General features: G+C 43.6%; 15 protein-coding genes. All 15 read right to left on the bottom strand.

The annotated features are described in order from the left end of the window. Positions 1–25: 25 nt before the first annotated feature. On the bottom strand, positions 26–1,351 hold the full coding sequence (locus tag MKY63_RS22790) for a chemotaxis response regulator protein-glutamate methylesterase (protein ID WP_339809855.1): 1,326 nt from the start codon (positions 1,349–1,351) through the stop codon (positions 26–28). Between the two features lie 33 nt (positions 1,352–1,384). Further along, positions 1,385–2,266, bottom strand: a complete 882-nt coding sequence (locus MKY63_RS22785) for a MinD/ParA family protein (RefSeq protein ID WP_038571955.1) — start codon at positions 2,264–2,266, stop codon at positions 1,385–1,387. Further along, complete coding sequence (gene flhF / locus MKY63_RS22780; protein ID WP_076275227.1) at positions 2,263–3,657, bottom strand: flagellar biosynthesis protein FlhF; 1,395 nt, start codon at positions 3,655–3,657, stop codon at positions 2,263–2,265. Before flhF ends, MKY63_RS22785 begins: the two co-directional genes overlap by 4 nt. After that, entirely contained in the window at positions 3,654–5,687 is a 2,034-nt protein-coding gene (gene flhA, locus MKY63_RS22775) for a flagellar biosynthesis protein FlhA (RefSeq protein ID WP_036688509.1), read from the bottom strand. The genes flhF and flhA overlap by 4 nt, the downstream gene beginning before the upstream one ends. Before the next feature lie 18 nt (positions 5,688–5,705). Beyond that, a complete protein-coding gene (gene flhB / locus MKY63_RS22770; RefSeq protein ID WP_036688512.1) occupies positions 5,706–6,800 on the bottom strand; it encodes a flagellar biosynthesis protein FlhB in 1,095 nt (364 codons plus the stop codon). Positions 6,801–6,822: 22 nt separating this feature from the next. Continuing rightward, positions 6,823–7,608, bottom strand: a complete 786-nt coding sequence (fliR, locus tag MKY63_RS22765; RefSeq protein WP_036688514.1) for a flagellar biosynthetic protein FliR — start codon at positions 7,606–7,608, stop codon at positions 6,823–6,825. 9 nt (positions 7,609–7,617) lie between these two features. After that, a complete protein-coding gene (fliQ, locus tag MKY63_RS22760) occupies positions 7,618–7,887 on the bottom strand; it encodes a flagellar biosynthesis protein FliQ (protein WP_036688516.1) in 270 nt (89 codons plus the stop codon). 21 nt (positions 7,888–7,908) lie between these two features. Beyond that, positions 7,909–8,670: a flagellar type III secretion system pore protein FliP gene (gene fliP, locus MKY63_RS22755; RefSeq protein ID WP_076100382.1), complete on the bottom strand. Its 762-nt coding sequence runs from the start codon at positions 8,668–8,670 to the stop codon at positions 7,909–7,911. Next, the gene (locus MKY63_RS22750; protein ID WP_076275226.1) at positions 8,667–9,191 is read right to left on the bottom strand and encodes a flagellar biosynthetic protein FliO; all 525 of its coding nucleotides are present in this window, start codon (positions 9,189–9,191) and stop codon (positions 8,667–8,669) included. The genes fliP and MKY63_RS22750 overlap by 4 nt, the downstream gene beginning before the upstream one ends. A gap of 9 nt (positions 9,192–9,200) precedes the next feature. Beyond that, positions 9,201–9,566, bottom strand: coding sequence for a response regulator (locus MKY63_RS22745; protein WP_036688523.1), 366 nt, complete (start codon positions 9,564–9,566; stop codon positions 9,201–9,203). A gap of 26 nt (positions 9,567–9,592) precedes the next feature. Continuing rightward, positions 9,593–10,897 carry a flagellar motor switch phosphatase FliY gene (gene fliY, locus MKY63_RS22740; protein WP_036688526.1) on the bottom strand — a complete coding sequence of 435 codons (1,305 nt, stop codon included), beginning with the start codon at positions 10,895–10,897 and terminating at the stop codon, positions 9,593–9,595. Further along, positions 10,887–11,885 carry a flagellar motor switch protein FliM gene (gene fliM / locus MKY63_RS22735; RefSeq protein ID WP_036688529.1) on the bottom strand — a complete coding sequence of 333 codons (999 nt, stop codon included), beginning with the start codon at positions 11,883–11,885 and terminating at the stop codon, positions 10,887–10,889. The genes fliY and fliM overlap by 11 nt, the downstream gene beginning before the upstream one ends. 39 nt (positions 11,886–11,924) lie before the next feature. Then, a complete protein-coding gene (locus MKY63_RS22730) occupies positions 11,925–12,392 on the bottom strand; it encodes a flagellar basal body-associated FliL family protein (protein WP_076100380.1) in 468 nt (155 codons plus the stop codon). Beyond that, complete coding sequence (locus MKY63_RS22725) at positions 12,389–12,613, bottom strand: flagellar FlbD family protein (RefSeq protein WP_036688535.1); 225 nt, start codon at positions 12,611–12,613, stop codon at positions 12,389–12,391. Before MKY63_RS22725 ends, MKY63_RS22730 begins: the two co-directional genes overlap by 4 nt. 89 nt (positions 12,614–12,702) lie before the next feature. Beyond that, complete coding sequence (gene flgG / locus MKY63_RS22720; protein WP_076100379.1) at positions 12,703–13,521, bottom strand: flagellar basal body rod protein FlgG; 819 nt, start codon at positions 13,519–13,521, stop codon at positions 12,703–12,705. Positions 13,522–13,526 lie beyond the last annotated feature (5 nt).

The raw sequence follows: 13,526 nt of genomic DNA, 5'->3' as shown, positions 1-13,526 counted from the left end.
CCTCCCCTTTGAGTTCGCTTTTCTGTTATTTAACAGCTTGCACCAGCCTTGGAGCAATTTCTTGCAAAGGCAGTACGTGCTGGACGCACTGTAATTCCACCGCAGATCGCGGCATTCCATATACGACACAAGTTTCTTCGCTTTCAGCAAAGGTTGAGGTTACCCCAGAGTCGTATAAGGACTTCATCATTCTTGCCCCGTCACTACCCATCCCTGTCATTAGTAACAGATGACGTTCTAACGATGTGAGCGGCAGCAATGATTCAAATAAAACATCCACAGAAGGTCGATGGCCATTACGCGCCTCTTCCTTTGTGAGTACAACCGCATATTGCCCTCTAGAGGATGGGACAACTTGTAAATGATAGCCTCCAGGTGCTATATAAGCAGCTCCTTTTTGCAATATCATCCCCTGCTCAGCTTCAAGCACTTCTAGCGGGCTGAAGGTATTCAGTCGCTGAGCTAGTGATTTGGTAAAGTTAGGCGGCATATGCTGCACGATAACAATAGGCGCTGGAAAATCCGCAGGAATCTTCTCCAGAAATACCTTTAGAGCACGTGGTCCACCTGTAGAGCACCCCACAGCAACCAACTTTTGCAGATCATTACTCCCATACTTCCGGACCTGAGGATTTGCAGGAGCGTCAGAAGACACTTCCACTTTAGGCAACGGTTTTGGTGGGGTAGGGTTATTCTCTACTCGAGACCTTGCATTACTCTTTGCCGATAAAGGTGGTGGAGTAGAGATTAATGGTTTGGCTGCTCTTTTAGGAACAGTATGATCTAACGGCTGCTTCACCCGCGTTTTTTTGGTCACTTCATTTTTGAGTGAAGCTTTAGGTTCTACCTTGGGTTTGCCGGGCATCACTCTCGGTACAGTTGGCGGTGCGACTTCTACTGGCGGTATGTCTGGCAACTTAAATGCAGAAGCACGTGCTTCGCGCTGCTCCCGGGCCATCATAGCCTCTTTCATTTGTTCCCTTAAGGATTCTCCCACTCCCATGATATCCTGAGAGTTGGTAATCGAAGGTTTACGAATAAAGTCAAAAGCGCCCCATTCCAGTGCAAGAATGGTTTCCTTCATGCCCTCTTCATTGATCCCTGACAGCATAATCACTGGCAGAGGGTCTGAGGCCATTATTATTTTCAGCGCTTCCAGGCCGTTCATTTCTGGCATTTCTACATCCATAGTAACCAGATCTGGACGAAGCTCATTGATTTTTTCGATAGCCTCACGACCGTTTTTTGCTGTTGCCGTCACCTGAAAGTCAGCGTCATTTTCAATTAAATCGGAAATGATCTTGCGCATAAATGCCGAATCATCAACAACCAATACTCTATATGGCTTCATATCATTTCCACCTCTGTCCCAAATTCAGAACAACTATTTACTCCGCTTTAACCATTTATGGATAAAGCCTTTAATCCCTTGGACTTTTGTGGTCTTTTTAGAATCAATGGTCAAATAACTTAGAGCAAGCCGATGTATATCTTTTGCAGCAATACTGTTTGGAAAAGCCAATGTGAATGGTGTTTGCCTTTTGACAGCTTGCACTACATGGGCATCTGAGCTTATATGACCAAGATAAGAAATATCTAATTGCAAAAAACGACTGGCGGCCATTCGGATCTTATCGCTTGTCGCTATGGCTTCCCTTTCATCACCTGCCTGGTTCACAATCAATTTAAAGGAAGTCTCAGGATAGGAACGATTCACAACCTTCATTAATGCGTATGCATCTGTGATAGCTGTTGGTTCTGGTGTAGTAACCACTAGGCAATCGTCGGCAGAAGTTATAAACTTCATCGTTTCCTTAGATAATCCAGCACCAGTATCGAACAAAATATAATCCATGCTGTCCGCGATAAGTGTTATCTGATTTGTGAAATAATCAAGATCAGACTCTGAAAGCGTGAATAGCTCATCCATTCCAGAGCCACCTGCTATAAAAGGGAGCGAATTCGGACCGTATTGAATAATCTGCTCGATATCCGCTTCTCTTTTTAACAAATGATAAAGATTATATCTCGCCGATACGCCCATCAACACATCTATATTAGCCATGCCGATATCTGCATCGAACAGCAAAACCCGTTTGCCCATAGCCTTTAAAGTTAGAGCGAAGTTAAGTGTAAAATTCGACTTACCAACGCCCCCTTTACCACTACACACCGTAATGATCCTGGCGGATGATCCCCCTCTTACAGCTACTTTAGAATCCTGACTGGATACAAGCTGTCTTAAGGATTGTGCCTGATCCATCATGGTTCACCTGTTCCAAGAAGCAACTCACTCAGCTGTCCTTTGGTAGCCATAAGCAGGTCATCAGGAACATTTTGACCATCGGTCATATAAGACAAGGTAAGCGGGAAGTCATTCAGGACATTAAAGAGCGGGCCGTAACTCCCCGTCTCATCCAGCTTTGTGAAAATAACCTTATCCAGCCTATATCTGCCGAAATGCTCTGCAATAAGTTTCATATCACGGCTTTTCGAGGTCAAGCTAAGCACAAGATAAGTTTCACTTCTCAATTCCTTCGCAAGCAAGCTTTGCAGTTCGGCTACTAGCATATCATTACGATAATTTCGGCCAGCTGTATCCATTAATACTAGATCACAACTCTCCAAGCGAAAGAGTGCTCTTTGCAAATCTCCTGGCGATTGGACAACCTCCAATGGAACATTGAGAATAGCAGCGTAGGTTCGCAACTGTTCCACAGCTGAGATTCTATACGTATCGGAGGTGATAAAACCTACCTTGCGTCCGTGCTTAAATAGCTGTTCTGCCGCAAGCTTAGCTATGGTTGTGGTCTTTCCAACTCCAGTGGGTCCGGCAATATATACAATTTGAGTATCCCGGGCAATTCCATCAGCAATTCGTCCCGTCAGGAAACCATCAATCTGTTCTTTAAGAGATCCCATAAATTTCTCTGGTCCCCAAGTACGCCCTTCATCCACCCAACGTTCCGAGATGTTACTGATCCATTCCTCAACAAGCACAGCATCCATTTCTTGCTCTAATAAAAGATCCCGTAGCTCCTGCAGACTGTCTGGCAGTTCTCTTCCACCTGAGGATTGTCTGGCAATTCGCTCCATCCAGAGCTTCATATCTCTAATCTCACGAAGAACATCATTTTCGAGAGCAGTGGCAACCTCTGGCGATTGTTCTAATCCTAATGATTCATACAACGCTGATATAGAAGGTGCATCTTCCAGATTTAATTCAGGAAGTTTTTGCTCAGGTTCTGGCTCCGGATGCTTGGCTATCGATTCTTGTACATTGATAGCTTCCGATAAGGCTGCAGCAATCTCTGCAAACGTCCGTGACTCTTCTGGCTTTTCTAATGAAACAGAAGGTACGGAAGGTATAGAAGGTGTAGAAGGTGTAGTGGAAGCAGATGAAGCTTTTTGATAAGCCTGTGGTACTGCACTCCGTGGAATGTTCATCGCTGGCGCAGCCGGCTTTTTTGGAACATTATTCTTCTCTGCCTTTTCTACTGCTGCTACAACTTCTATTTTTTTCTTCTTAAATAACCCTAAAAATCCGCCGATTTTGATTTCCTTTGTACTTAAAATGACGGCCTCGCTCCCAAGCTCGTTGCGAATGGAAAGCATGGCGTCAGGCATCGAATCGACCACGTAACGCTTCACTCTCATAAATTCACCACTCCGACGCTTTGTATTTCAATGTTAGGCTCTAGCTCGCTATAAGACAGTACAGGAATATCCTGCATCGTTCGTTCAATCACCTGCCGCAAATACATACGAATGGTTGGTGATGTGAGCACTATTGGCTGTTGCCCTGTCTGCAGCAATCGATTAATCTGTTCACTTAACCGCTGATAGATCGTTTGTGTCGAAGTTGGATCTAGTGCCAAATAACTTCCCTGTTCAGATTGCTGCACACTCTCGGAAATTTTCTTTTCAAGATTAGGCCCCACCGTGATGACTTTCAGCGTCTCTCCTACTTGTGAGAATTGCTGGGTAATCTGTCTGGACAAGGACTGACGAACATATTCAGTGAGAATATCAGGATCCTTGGTGTATGTCCCATAATCCGCCAATGTCTCAAAAATCGTAACCAAATCTCTGATCGATATTTTTTCACGAAGCAGCTTAGCAAGAACCTTCTGCACATCCCCAATCGCCAATACGGAAGGAATAAGATCGTCGACGAGCACTGGATAATTATCCCTAAGGTTGTCCACCAGCATCTTAGTTTCTTGTCTTCCTATCAGCTCATGTCCATGACGTTTGATTAACTCCGTCAGATGTGTTGCGACAACAGATGGAGGGTCTACTACAGTATAGCCGGACAATTCAGCCCGCTCTTTAACCGATTCATCAATCCATAATGCTGGAAGCCCAAAGGATGGTTCGATGGTCTCAATACCGTTTATAGATTCATCATCATATCCTGGACTCATTGCAAGGTAATGATTAAGTAATAATTCACCACCGCCAACTGTATTTCCTTTAATTTTTATGACATATTCATTCGGTTTTAGTTGAATATTGTCGCGAATGCGAATAACAGGTACTACAAGACCCATTTCTAGGGCACATTGCCGTCGAATCATGATGATACGATCTAGCAGATCGCCTCCCTGACCTGTATCCGCCAAAGGAATAAGACCATAACCAAACTCGAATTCAATGGGATCAACTGAAAGCAAATTAATGACACTTTCCGGACTTCGTACCTCTTCAATCTGCTTCTCTTCAACAAGTTGCTCTTCGGCAATCTGTTTCTTATTTAAATTTTGTCCCATACGGTAGGCTGCAAAAGCCAGCAATCCGGCCAATGGGAGCGTTGTAATCATATGTATGGGTGTAAAGAGTCCAAGAAAAGCTACCGTAACTGCGACAATATACAACAATTTCGGATAGGACAACAACTGTCCTGTCAGCTCTTCTGCAAGATTACCTTCCGAAGAAGCTCTAGTAACAATCAAGCCGGCTGCTGTCGAAATAAGCAAAGCTGGAATTTGACTGACAAGACCGTCCCCGATGGTCAATACAGAATAAGTGGATAACGCAGTAGCAAAGTCCATCCCGTGAACCATCATACCGATAATAAATCCACCGATGAGATTGATCAGCAAGATGATAATACTCGCAATCGCGTCTCCTTTAACGAATTTACTCGCACCGTCCATGGCTCCGAAAAAATCCGCTTCGCGTTCTACGTTACGACGACGCTCACGTGCCTGGGTTTCGTTAATCATGCCTGCGTTAAGATCGGCATCAATACTCATTTGCTTACCGGGCATCGCATCCAAGGTAAATCTAGCGCCTACCTCAGCTACGCGCTCTGAACCTTTGGTGATAACAATAAACTGAACTACTACCAAGATCAGAAACACGATAAACCCAACAGCAATTTGTCCGCCAGCGATCCAGCTACCGAAAGTAGATACCACTGAACCGGCATCTCCGTAAGTCAGGATCAGTTTTGTAGTCGAGATGTTAAGTGACAGACGAAACAGTGTGGTTACTAGGAGCAATGAAGGGAAAATTGAGAATTCGAGTGCATTTTTCGTATTCATAGCAACCAGAATGATAATTAATGCGATTGAGATGTTAATAACAAGCAAAACGTCCAATAGCCAGGACGGGATAGGCAGAATCATCATAAGCACGATCCCGATGATGCCTAGCAAAACTGTTAAATCTTTAGCTTTCAATGTCCTAACCCCCCCGCCTTATCTCCTCTTACCTTTAAGCTTATATACATATGCCAGCACTTCAGCCACAGCCTGGAACAGATCATTTGGAACGACATCTCCAATCTCTGCCCTTTGGAATAATGCCCGTGCCAGCGGTTTGTTTTCCATAGTCACGACGCCGTGCTCTTTAGCCAGCTCCCGGATGCGAAGTGCTACATAATCCTGACCCTTTGCTATAATCTGCGGCGCTTCCATCTTGGTACCGTCATATTTAAGCGCAACAGCAAAGTGCGTAGGATTCGTAATGATTACATCCGCATTTGGAACTTCCTGCATCATACGCTGCATGGCCATTCTACGTTGGCGTTCCCTGATCTTACCTTTGATTAGAGGGTCACCCTCCATTTTTTTGTATTCATCCTTGATATCCTGCTTGGACATTTTCAGGCTTTTTTCATGCTCGTACTTCTGATACATGTAGTCCAGAAAAGCCATAGCCAATAGGGCAGCCCCGATTTTCAAACCAAGACTCATCGTCAGCTTGGCCGCAAATTTAAAAATCCCCTCCGCACTGATATGCGACAGGGATGCAAAGTTCTTCTTTTCTCCCCATAAAGTGCTATATACCAGATAAGCGATAATTAGAAGCTTAAATATGGATTTCAGGAACTCGACAAACGAACGCATGGAGAAAATATTTTTGAACCCTTTTATCGGATTAAGCTTGCTGAATTTAGGGGTGATCCCCTCTCCCGTGGTCATAAAGCCCACCTGCGCCAGATTGCTTACCAGCGCCATAACAAAAACTATTCCAAGTAATGGAGCTAGCAAAATCAGTATTTGTAGTCCATATTGATTAAATAGCAGCGTTATATTCTCAGGAGTAACCTCCAGTGTCATTTGATTCTGAAATACATCCATATATAGCTTCATGAAGCGCTCTTTCATAAAACCACCAAACATCATCAAGCTAACTACTGCTGATAACAACACAACTGCACCGGATAGCTCAGCACTTTTGGCTACTTGACCCTTTTTACGAGCATCTTGCCGTTTCTTCGGGGTTGCTTTTTCCGTCTTTTCACCGGCGAATTGTTGAAGATCCAGTCTATACCGCTTCGTCTTAGGCATAATACGCTCCCCTTACGGTCACCTACGGACTCTTCCCCATGAGATTCAATAAATTCTCCATGGATTCGAACATGATATCGAAGAGATTCTGAAACAGCACAGCCAGACCAGGCATCAGCACTAAAAGCAGTGCAAGACCTATAATGATTTTGAGCGGAACCCCAATAACAAATACATTATATTGCGGAGCCGTTCTCGCCAAGAAAGCAAGGCCAACATCAGTCAGAAACAGCGCAGTTACTAAAGGAGCCGACATTTGAAAAGCGAGTACAAAGGACTGAGCAAATGTTCGAACCAGAAACTCTGATAAACTCCCGTCAATCATGCCTAGAAATAAATCGTTATTCATAGGAACCCATTTATAACTGTACACAATAGCATCTAGCAGATGGTGATGACCATTCATGCTCAGAAACATTAGCAGGGCTATCATATATTTGAAATTACCAAGAATTGGAGCAGACGTTCCAGTCATAGGATCGATAACATTAGCAATACCGAAGCCAATCTGAATATCAATAAATGAACCTGCTGTCTGAATCGCCATAAACATCAAATATCCAACGAAACCTAGCAATAATCCTATTAATACCTCTCTGGCAATCAGCAAAATATAACTGAAATCCTGCGGGATCGTAAGCCCTGTTCCGTTAGCACTAAAGACAACCAATGCTACAAAAAAAGAAATGCCAATCTTAAAGGTTGTCGGGACCCCTTGTGAAGAAAATACAGGAACGACAACAAAAAAAGCGGTTATTCGACAAAAAATAAGCAAAAAGACGGGTAAACTTTGCAGTATGGTCTCCATGTTCATTGATTAACCAATATACATATAGAGATTACCCAAAATTTGGCTTGTAAAGTCAATCAGCTTCGTGATGATCCACGGACCAAATAGCAATAAAGCCAATAGCACTGCGACGATTTTGGGAACAAACGCTAGCGTCTGTTCCTGAATCTGTGTCGTAGCCTGAAAAATACTGATTATTAGCCCTACCACCAGACCAAGAATCAGCATGGGTGCGCTGACTTCCAGCACTAAATATACGGCTTGGCTTGCTAGCCCGATTATAAACTCCGTACTCATCCCTCATGCCTCCTCTTTAGGTCAGGTGTTAAAACTAAGAAGTAGTGATTTAATGACTAAGTACCAGCCGTCTACCAGTACAAAGAGCATTATTTTAAAAGGTAATGAAATCATAACCGGGGGAAGCATCATCATCCCCATGGCCATCAGTGTGCTCGCCACAACAATATCAATAATCAGGAATGGTATGAAAATTAAGAAGCCCATTGTAAAAGCCTTTTTCAATTCGCCAATTGCAAAAGCTGGCACCATCACCGTCAGTGGAATATCACTGTATGTAGCCGGTTTAGTAGATCCGGTATAACCGGTGTATTTCATAAATAACAGAAGATCTTTGGTGTTCGTCTGTTTAAACATAAATTCTTTCATCGGATCAGCAGCTTTGTCAAAAGCCTCAGTCTGGGAGATTGTCCCCTTCATATACGGCTGCAACGCATTTTCATTCACTGTGGCCAGCGTTGGTGACATAATGAACAGGGTCAGAAACAGAGCAAGTCCTACCAGCACCTGGTTTGGAGGCATAGCCTGAGTACCCAGCGAGGTTCTCACAAAACCTAATACGATTACAATTCTAGTAAAGCTAGTCATAAGAACCAGAAACGCCGGAGCAATACTCAGAACCGTAACAAGAAGAAGAATTGATATGGAACTGGTACCACTGCTTGAACCTTCATTACCGACCTGAATATTAACATTAGGTATAGGATCAGCATGTATCGGCGTCATCATAACCACACTGATAATACCGAACAGCAGAATAGCAAGAATTAGCTTCTTTTTCATATATTCCTCGACTCATCCTTAGTAACATCATCCCGAAGCAGCTCTTCCATTTTCTCTTTGCGCTCTGGTGCAGAACGAAGCTTGGATTGCAGAGTCTCGTAAAAAGATGATGTTTCACTAAGTTCAATTTCCTGAGATGGAACCTCCCCACGCAGCTTTACCTTTACCTTGGCAATAAGCGGTGCGAGGAAATTATTCTGGTTAGAGGACTGATCCTCAAATGCCGCAATGATCAATGCTACCTCATCCGGATCGGTGACTTTATCCAAAATGGATATATCTTCACCAATCCCGATTAAGTAAAGACTGCTTCCCAGTTCGATAACCTGCATCGACTTATTAGGTCCAAGCCCTATTGCACCAAGCGTTCTTATAGAACGGTTGCTCATAAAGGTCTGATTACGTCGTCCAAGAAAACGAATCAGTACCACTATAAGTACAATGATTATCGCCAGGACAATAATAACTTTAAACAAATTCAGCAGGGTGTTACTGCTTCCGAGCGTTTCGGAATATAACATGACTTTATCCTACACGCCCAACGTTTTGTTAATAGCTTCGATAACCCGGTCAGCTTGGAAAGGCTTCACTATAAAGTCTTTAGCTCCTGCTTGGATTGCATCGATAACCATAGCCTGCTGGCCCATGGCTGAACACATAATAACCTTTGCAGCCGGATCTACTTTTTTGATTTCTTTCAGGGCGGCGATTCCGTCCATCTCAGGCATAGTAATATCCATCGTGATGAGGTCCGGACGCAGTTCCTTGAATTTTTCTATCGCTTGAGAACCGTCCTGAGCTTCGCCCACTACTTCAAATCCGTTTTTCGACAAAATGTCACGGATCATCATTCTCATAAATGCTGCATCGTCCACGATTAGAATTCGGTTAGCCATTTTTACAAAATCCTCCCTAAGTATGCTTATTGTAATTTCTGAATTCGGTCCCACTGGCTGACGATATCCGTAACGCGTACGCCAAAGTTTTCGTCGATAACAACGACTTCACCTTTGGCAATAAGCTTGTTGTTAACCAAAATATCTACAGGCTCACCTGCGAGCTTGTCCAGCTCAATAATTGAGCCTTGTGACATTTCTAAAATATCTTTGATCTGCTTCTGGGTCCTTCCTAATTCTACGGTTACTCTAAGCGGTATGTCCATCAATAAATTTAAATTATTTTCATCAATATGACCAAAGGCCCCACCATTCAGATTTGCAAATTGCACAGGCTGTACATTTACATTGCGATTTGCCTCAGAATTAAGCGGTGGTGTCTGTCCATATGGCATCCCTTGCGGTGGCATACCGTATGGTGGCATCCCAGGCATTCCATAAGCCGGCATACCCGCTGGAGGATAATAATACCCGCCTTCTGGCATCCCTGGATACGCTGGCATACCCTGCGGTGGATATGGTGGTTGCGTTCCTCCTGCGGGCTGTGAGGGCGCCTGTTGCACCGGAGGTGCTGGAGGTGGTGTCTCCGCAGAATTAGTCATAGCAGGTGTTTCAGCCATTGTGACCGCTGCCTCCTCCTCTGCCGGACTAACATCACCAAGTAGCATGGATACCATATCTTTTGCGAACTGAACAGGCAAGAGCTGCATAATAGTAGAATCTATCAAATCGCCAATTTTAAGCCGGAACGAAATACGAATTAGGGTTTCATCGTCTGGCAGACTGCCTACTCCTTCTCCGCTGGACATATTCAAAATGTCGATACCCGGAGGCGAGATATTAACAAAACGATTAAAAATCGTAGACATCGATGTAGCAGAAGAACCCATCATTTGATTCATAGCTTCTTGCACAGCGCTAATATGAATTTCATTCAACTCTTCATCCTTAGGTTCGCCGGCACCGCCAAGCATCAGATCGGCAATGACCTGTGCATCCCTAATCTTAATAACAAGTGAGTTAATCCCTTGAAACCCATCCACATATTGAACGTGAACAGCTACATGCGGTTTAGGAAAAGCAATTTCAAACTCCCCGCGTGTAATGATCGAAACTTGAGGGGTTGTAATATCTACTTTTTTCCCTAGTAAAGTGGAAAGTGCTGTTGCTGCACTGCCAAACGTTATATTACCAATTTCGCCCAAAGCATCCTGTTCAAACGGTGTTAGATAGTCATCTACCGTTTTCTCCGTAGGAGCTAATGAGCCCTCCGCAGATTGTCTCAGAAGGGCGTCGATTTCTTCTTGGGATAAATAATCTTTACTCGTCAAATTCTTCAACTCCTTCATTGACAATTTCGTCTATTTGCACGGCTACCCGATCTTTAACCATTCCGGGACTTCCGATGAACTTAAGCTTCTCCCCTACCTTAATTGACAGTCCAGAATCTACGTTTCTGTTGAGAGAAATCACGTCACCGACACTAAGCCCTAGGAATTCAGATATGGATAAGCTCGATTCTCCAAGTTCAGCAACAATCGGCAGCTTCGCTTTATGAACTCTAGCTCTAATGGCCAGTAGCTCATCTTCATCCCGCGTCTTCTTCTCTGTCACAAACCATTGGTGAACAGAAAGTCTGGACATGATAGGCTCTAGAACGACATGCGGTATACAAAGATTGATCATGCCTGTTGTATCTCCAATTTTGGTACTTAGAGAGATTAATGCAATGGTCTCATTGGGCGATACAATCTGCATGAACTGCGGGTTCGTCTCAAGAGCTTCCATCCGCGGATGAATATCCAGCACCGTTTTCCAAGCCTCCTGCAGACTCTCAAAACATCTACTAAAGATACGCTCCATAATCGTTGTTTCGATCTCAGTTAGAGCATTAATCTTAGAAGGTGCAGTTCCAAAGCCCCCAAGCAACCTGTCCAGCATAGCAAAAGCAATGTTTGGATGAACTTCCATTACCATGCGGCCCTCTAAAGGTTCAGCTTCAAAAATGTTCAATATCGTCATTTTCGGTATGGAGCGAATAAATTCATCATAAGGGAGCTGCTCTACTTGAACGACATTAATCTGAACGAAGGTGCGCAATTGGGCTGAAAAATACGTTGTAAGATAACGGGCGAAATTGTCATGTATCCGTGTAAGACTGCGGATATGATCTTTGGAAAAGCGGACAGCCCGTTTAAAGTCATAAGAGCGGATTTTCTTCTGAGTTTCTTCCTTTTTAAGTTCATCGGCGTCCATCTCACCTGAAGAAAGTGCAGCAAGTAGAGCATCAATTTCGTTTTGTGATAGTACATCAACCAATTCAATCACCCCCCCATCAAAGAATTATCAGGAATAAAGCTACACAGAAGCCAAAAGGAATTTGGTGATTTCGATCTGAGTAATTTGACCCTCAGTCAATGTCTTATTGATCAGATTAATAAGCTTACTGCTAAGCTGATCTTTTCCATTCGCTCCATTAAGGTCCTCAGGTTTGGTATCTGCAAGCGTCTTGATAATTATTGGTTTGATTTTGATCTCTTTTATTTTTTCGAATTCTTCCTTTGATTTCGCAGAACTCAGTTGGAAGGCGAAATCTACTTGAAGGATAAAATCGGGATCAGCAAGATTTGTTTTGATATCAATGATCTCTGCCGTCAATTCGACGATTTCATCTGCAGTTAAATGTTTTGTTTCCACATTTTGAACAGCAGCACTTACCTCGTTCGTATCTTTCGGAAAGATCCTGTCCATTAGTAAAAATGCGGCGACCACGATCAGAGTAATCGCTAGTAATATCGTGATGAGCCACGGCATCATCTTTTTCATGTTAGCTCCTCCATTGACTGGATTTTAATGGTGGCAGCATATGTGCCTATGTCCCTGTTATAATCCCGGATCTTCGTAATAACCTCATCGGCTTTTTCGAGAACGATCAGTCTTTTTCCGGTTACGAGCGTAATATATGTATCCGGGCTTTCTTCTACCATTTCGACCAGTAGGGCATTGATCCACATCGGTGTTCCATTTAATCTCGTTACCGATATCATAACAGGCCTCCTAACAAAATAGGGGGAGGAGTAACTCCCCCACGACTCCGCATGAACCATTTAAGAAAATATAGAATTTATTGATTAAATTAACGCTTCAGGTTTACTACTTCCTGCAGCACTTCATCAGAAGTTGTGATGATACGGGAATTCGCCTGGAATCCACGCTGTGATACGATCATTTCTGTAAATTCATTGGTAAGATCCACATTGGACATTTCCAGCTGTCCAGAGATGATTGCCCCGGTGCCATCTTCTGTATTGTTCGCTGTAGTCGGAACTAGTTCGCCTTCTGCATTCGCATTAAGTGTCATACGATACAGATTGCCTCCGATTTTCTCCAGACCAGATGGGTTAGTAACCTTGGCTACACCAATCTTCACCCCAGCTCCAGTCGTTCCATCTTCCATGGTCTGAACAATTGTTCCATCATTAGAGATAGAAAACGCCGTTACATCGTCACCTAATTGAATGAGCCCACCGTCGGAATCTAAAACATGAAGTCCGTCAGCGGTAACAAGATTACGCGCAGCGTCAATGTGGAAATCTCCGGCGCGGGTCAGAAACGCAGTTTCTTGATCCTCAGTAAGCTTAACCAGAAAAAAACCATCTCCATCGATACGTAAATCTGTTGGGTTGTTGGTGGTTTGAGCACTACCAGCCAAATGTAGGGTATCTATAGAAGCAATACTAACACCTAGTCCAACTTGTTTCGCGTTTACCCCACCTTGACCATCCTCACCCGGTGCTGTAACACCAGAAACGGTTTGGCTCATAATATCCTTGAACATAACACGTCCGGATTTAAACCCGATAGTGTTGACGTTAGCAATATTATTACCGATTACATCAAGCTTAGTTTGAAAGCCTCTCATTCCTGAAACCCCTGAATACATTGATCTTAACATGTTTA

This window comes from Paenibacillus sp. FSL R7-0189 (assembly GCF_037969925.1).
GTDB lineage: Bacteria > Bacillota > Bacilli > Paenibacillales > Paenibacillaceae > Paenibacillus_AQ > Paenibacillus_AQ odorifer.
The sequence above is the reverse complement of the archived record's forward strand: the minus strand, read 5'-3'. Positions and strand labels throughout refer to the sequence as shown.

What these genes read in the sequence shown, in the direction of transcription:
- MKY63_RS22790 (WP_339809855.1), bottom strand. Translation starts at nt 1,351, where the DNA reads ATGAAGCCATATAGAGTATTGGTTGTTGATGATTCGGCATTTATGCGC.
- MKY63_RS22785 (WP_038571955.1), bottom strand. Translation starts at nt 2,266, where the DNA reads ATGATGGATCAGGCACAATCCTTAAGACAGCTTGTATCCAGTCAGGAT.
- flhF (WP_076275227.1), bottom strand. Translation starts at nt 3,657, where the DNA reads ATGAGAGTGAAGCGTTACGTGGTCGATTCGATGCCTGACGCCATGCTT.
- flhB (WP_036688512.1), bottom strand. Translation starts at nt 6,800, where the DNA reads ATGCCTAAGACGAAGCGGTATAGACTGGATCTTCAACAATTCGCCGGT.
- fliR (WP_036688514.1), bottom strand. Translation starts at nt 7,608, where the DNA reads ATGGAGACCATACTGCAAAGTTTACCCGTCTTTTTGCTTATTTTTTGT.
- fliQ (WP_036688516.1), bottom strand. Translation starts at nt 7,887, where the DNA reads ATGAGTACGGAGTTTATAATCGGGCTAGCAAGCCAAGCCGTATATTTA.
- fliP (WP_076100382.1), bottom strand. Translation starts at nt 8,670, where the DNA reads ATGAAAAAGAAGCTAATTCTTGCTATTCTGCTGTTCGGTATTATCAGT.
- MKY63_RS22750 (WP_076275226.1), bottom strand. Translation starts at nt 9,191, where the DNA reads ATGTTATATTCCGAAACGCTCGGAAGCAGTAACACCCTGCTGAATTTG.
- MKY63_RS22745 (WP_036688523.1), bottom strand. Translation starts at nt 9,566, where the DNA reads ATGGCTAACCGAATTCTAATCGTGGACGATGCAGCATTTATGAGAATG.
- MKY63_RS22730 (WP_076100380.1), bottom strand. Translation starts at nt 12,392, where the DNA reads ATGAAAAAGATGATGCCGTGGCTCATCACGATATTACTAGCGATTACT.
- MKY63_RS22725 (WP_036688535.1), bottom strand. Translation starts at nt 12,613, where the DNA reads ATGATATCGGTAACGAGATTAAATGGAACACCGATGTGGATCAATGCC.
- flgG (WP_076100379.1), bottom strand. Translation starts at nt 13,521, where the DNA reads ATGTTAAGATCAATGTATTCAGGGGTTTCAGGAATGAGAGGCTTTCAA.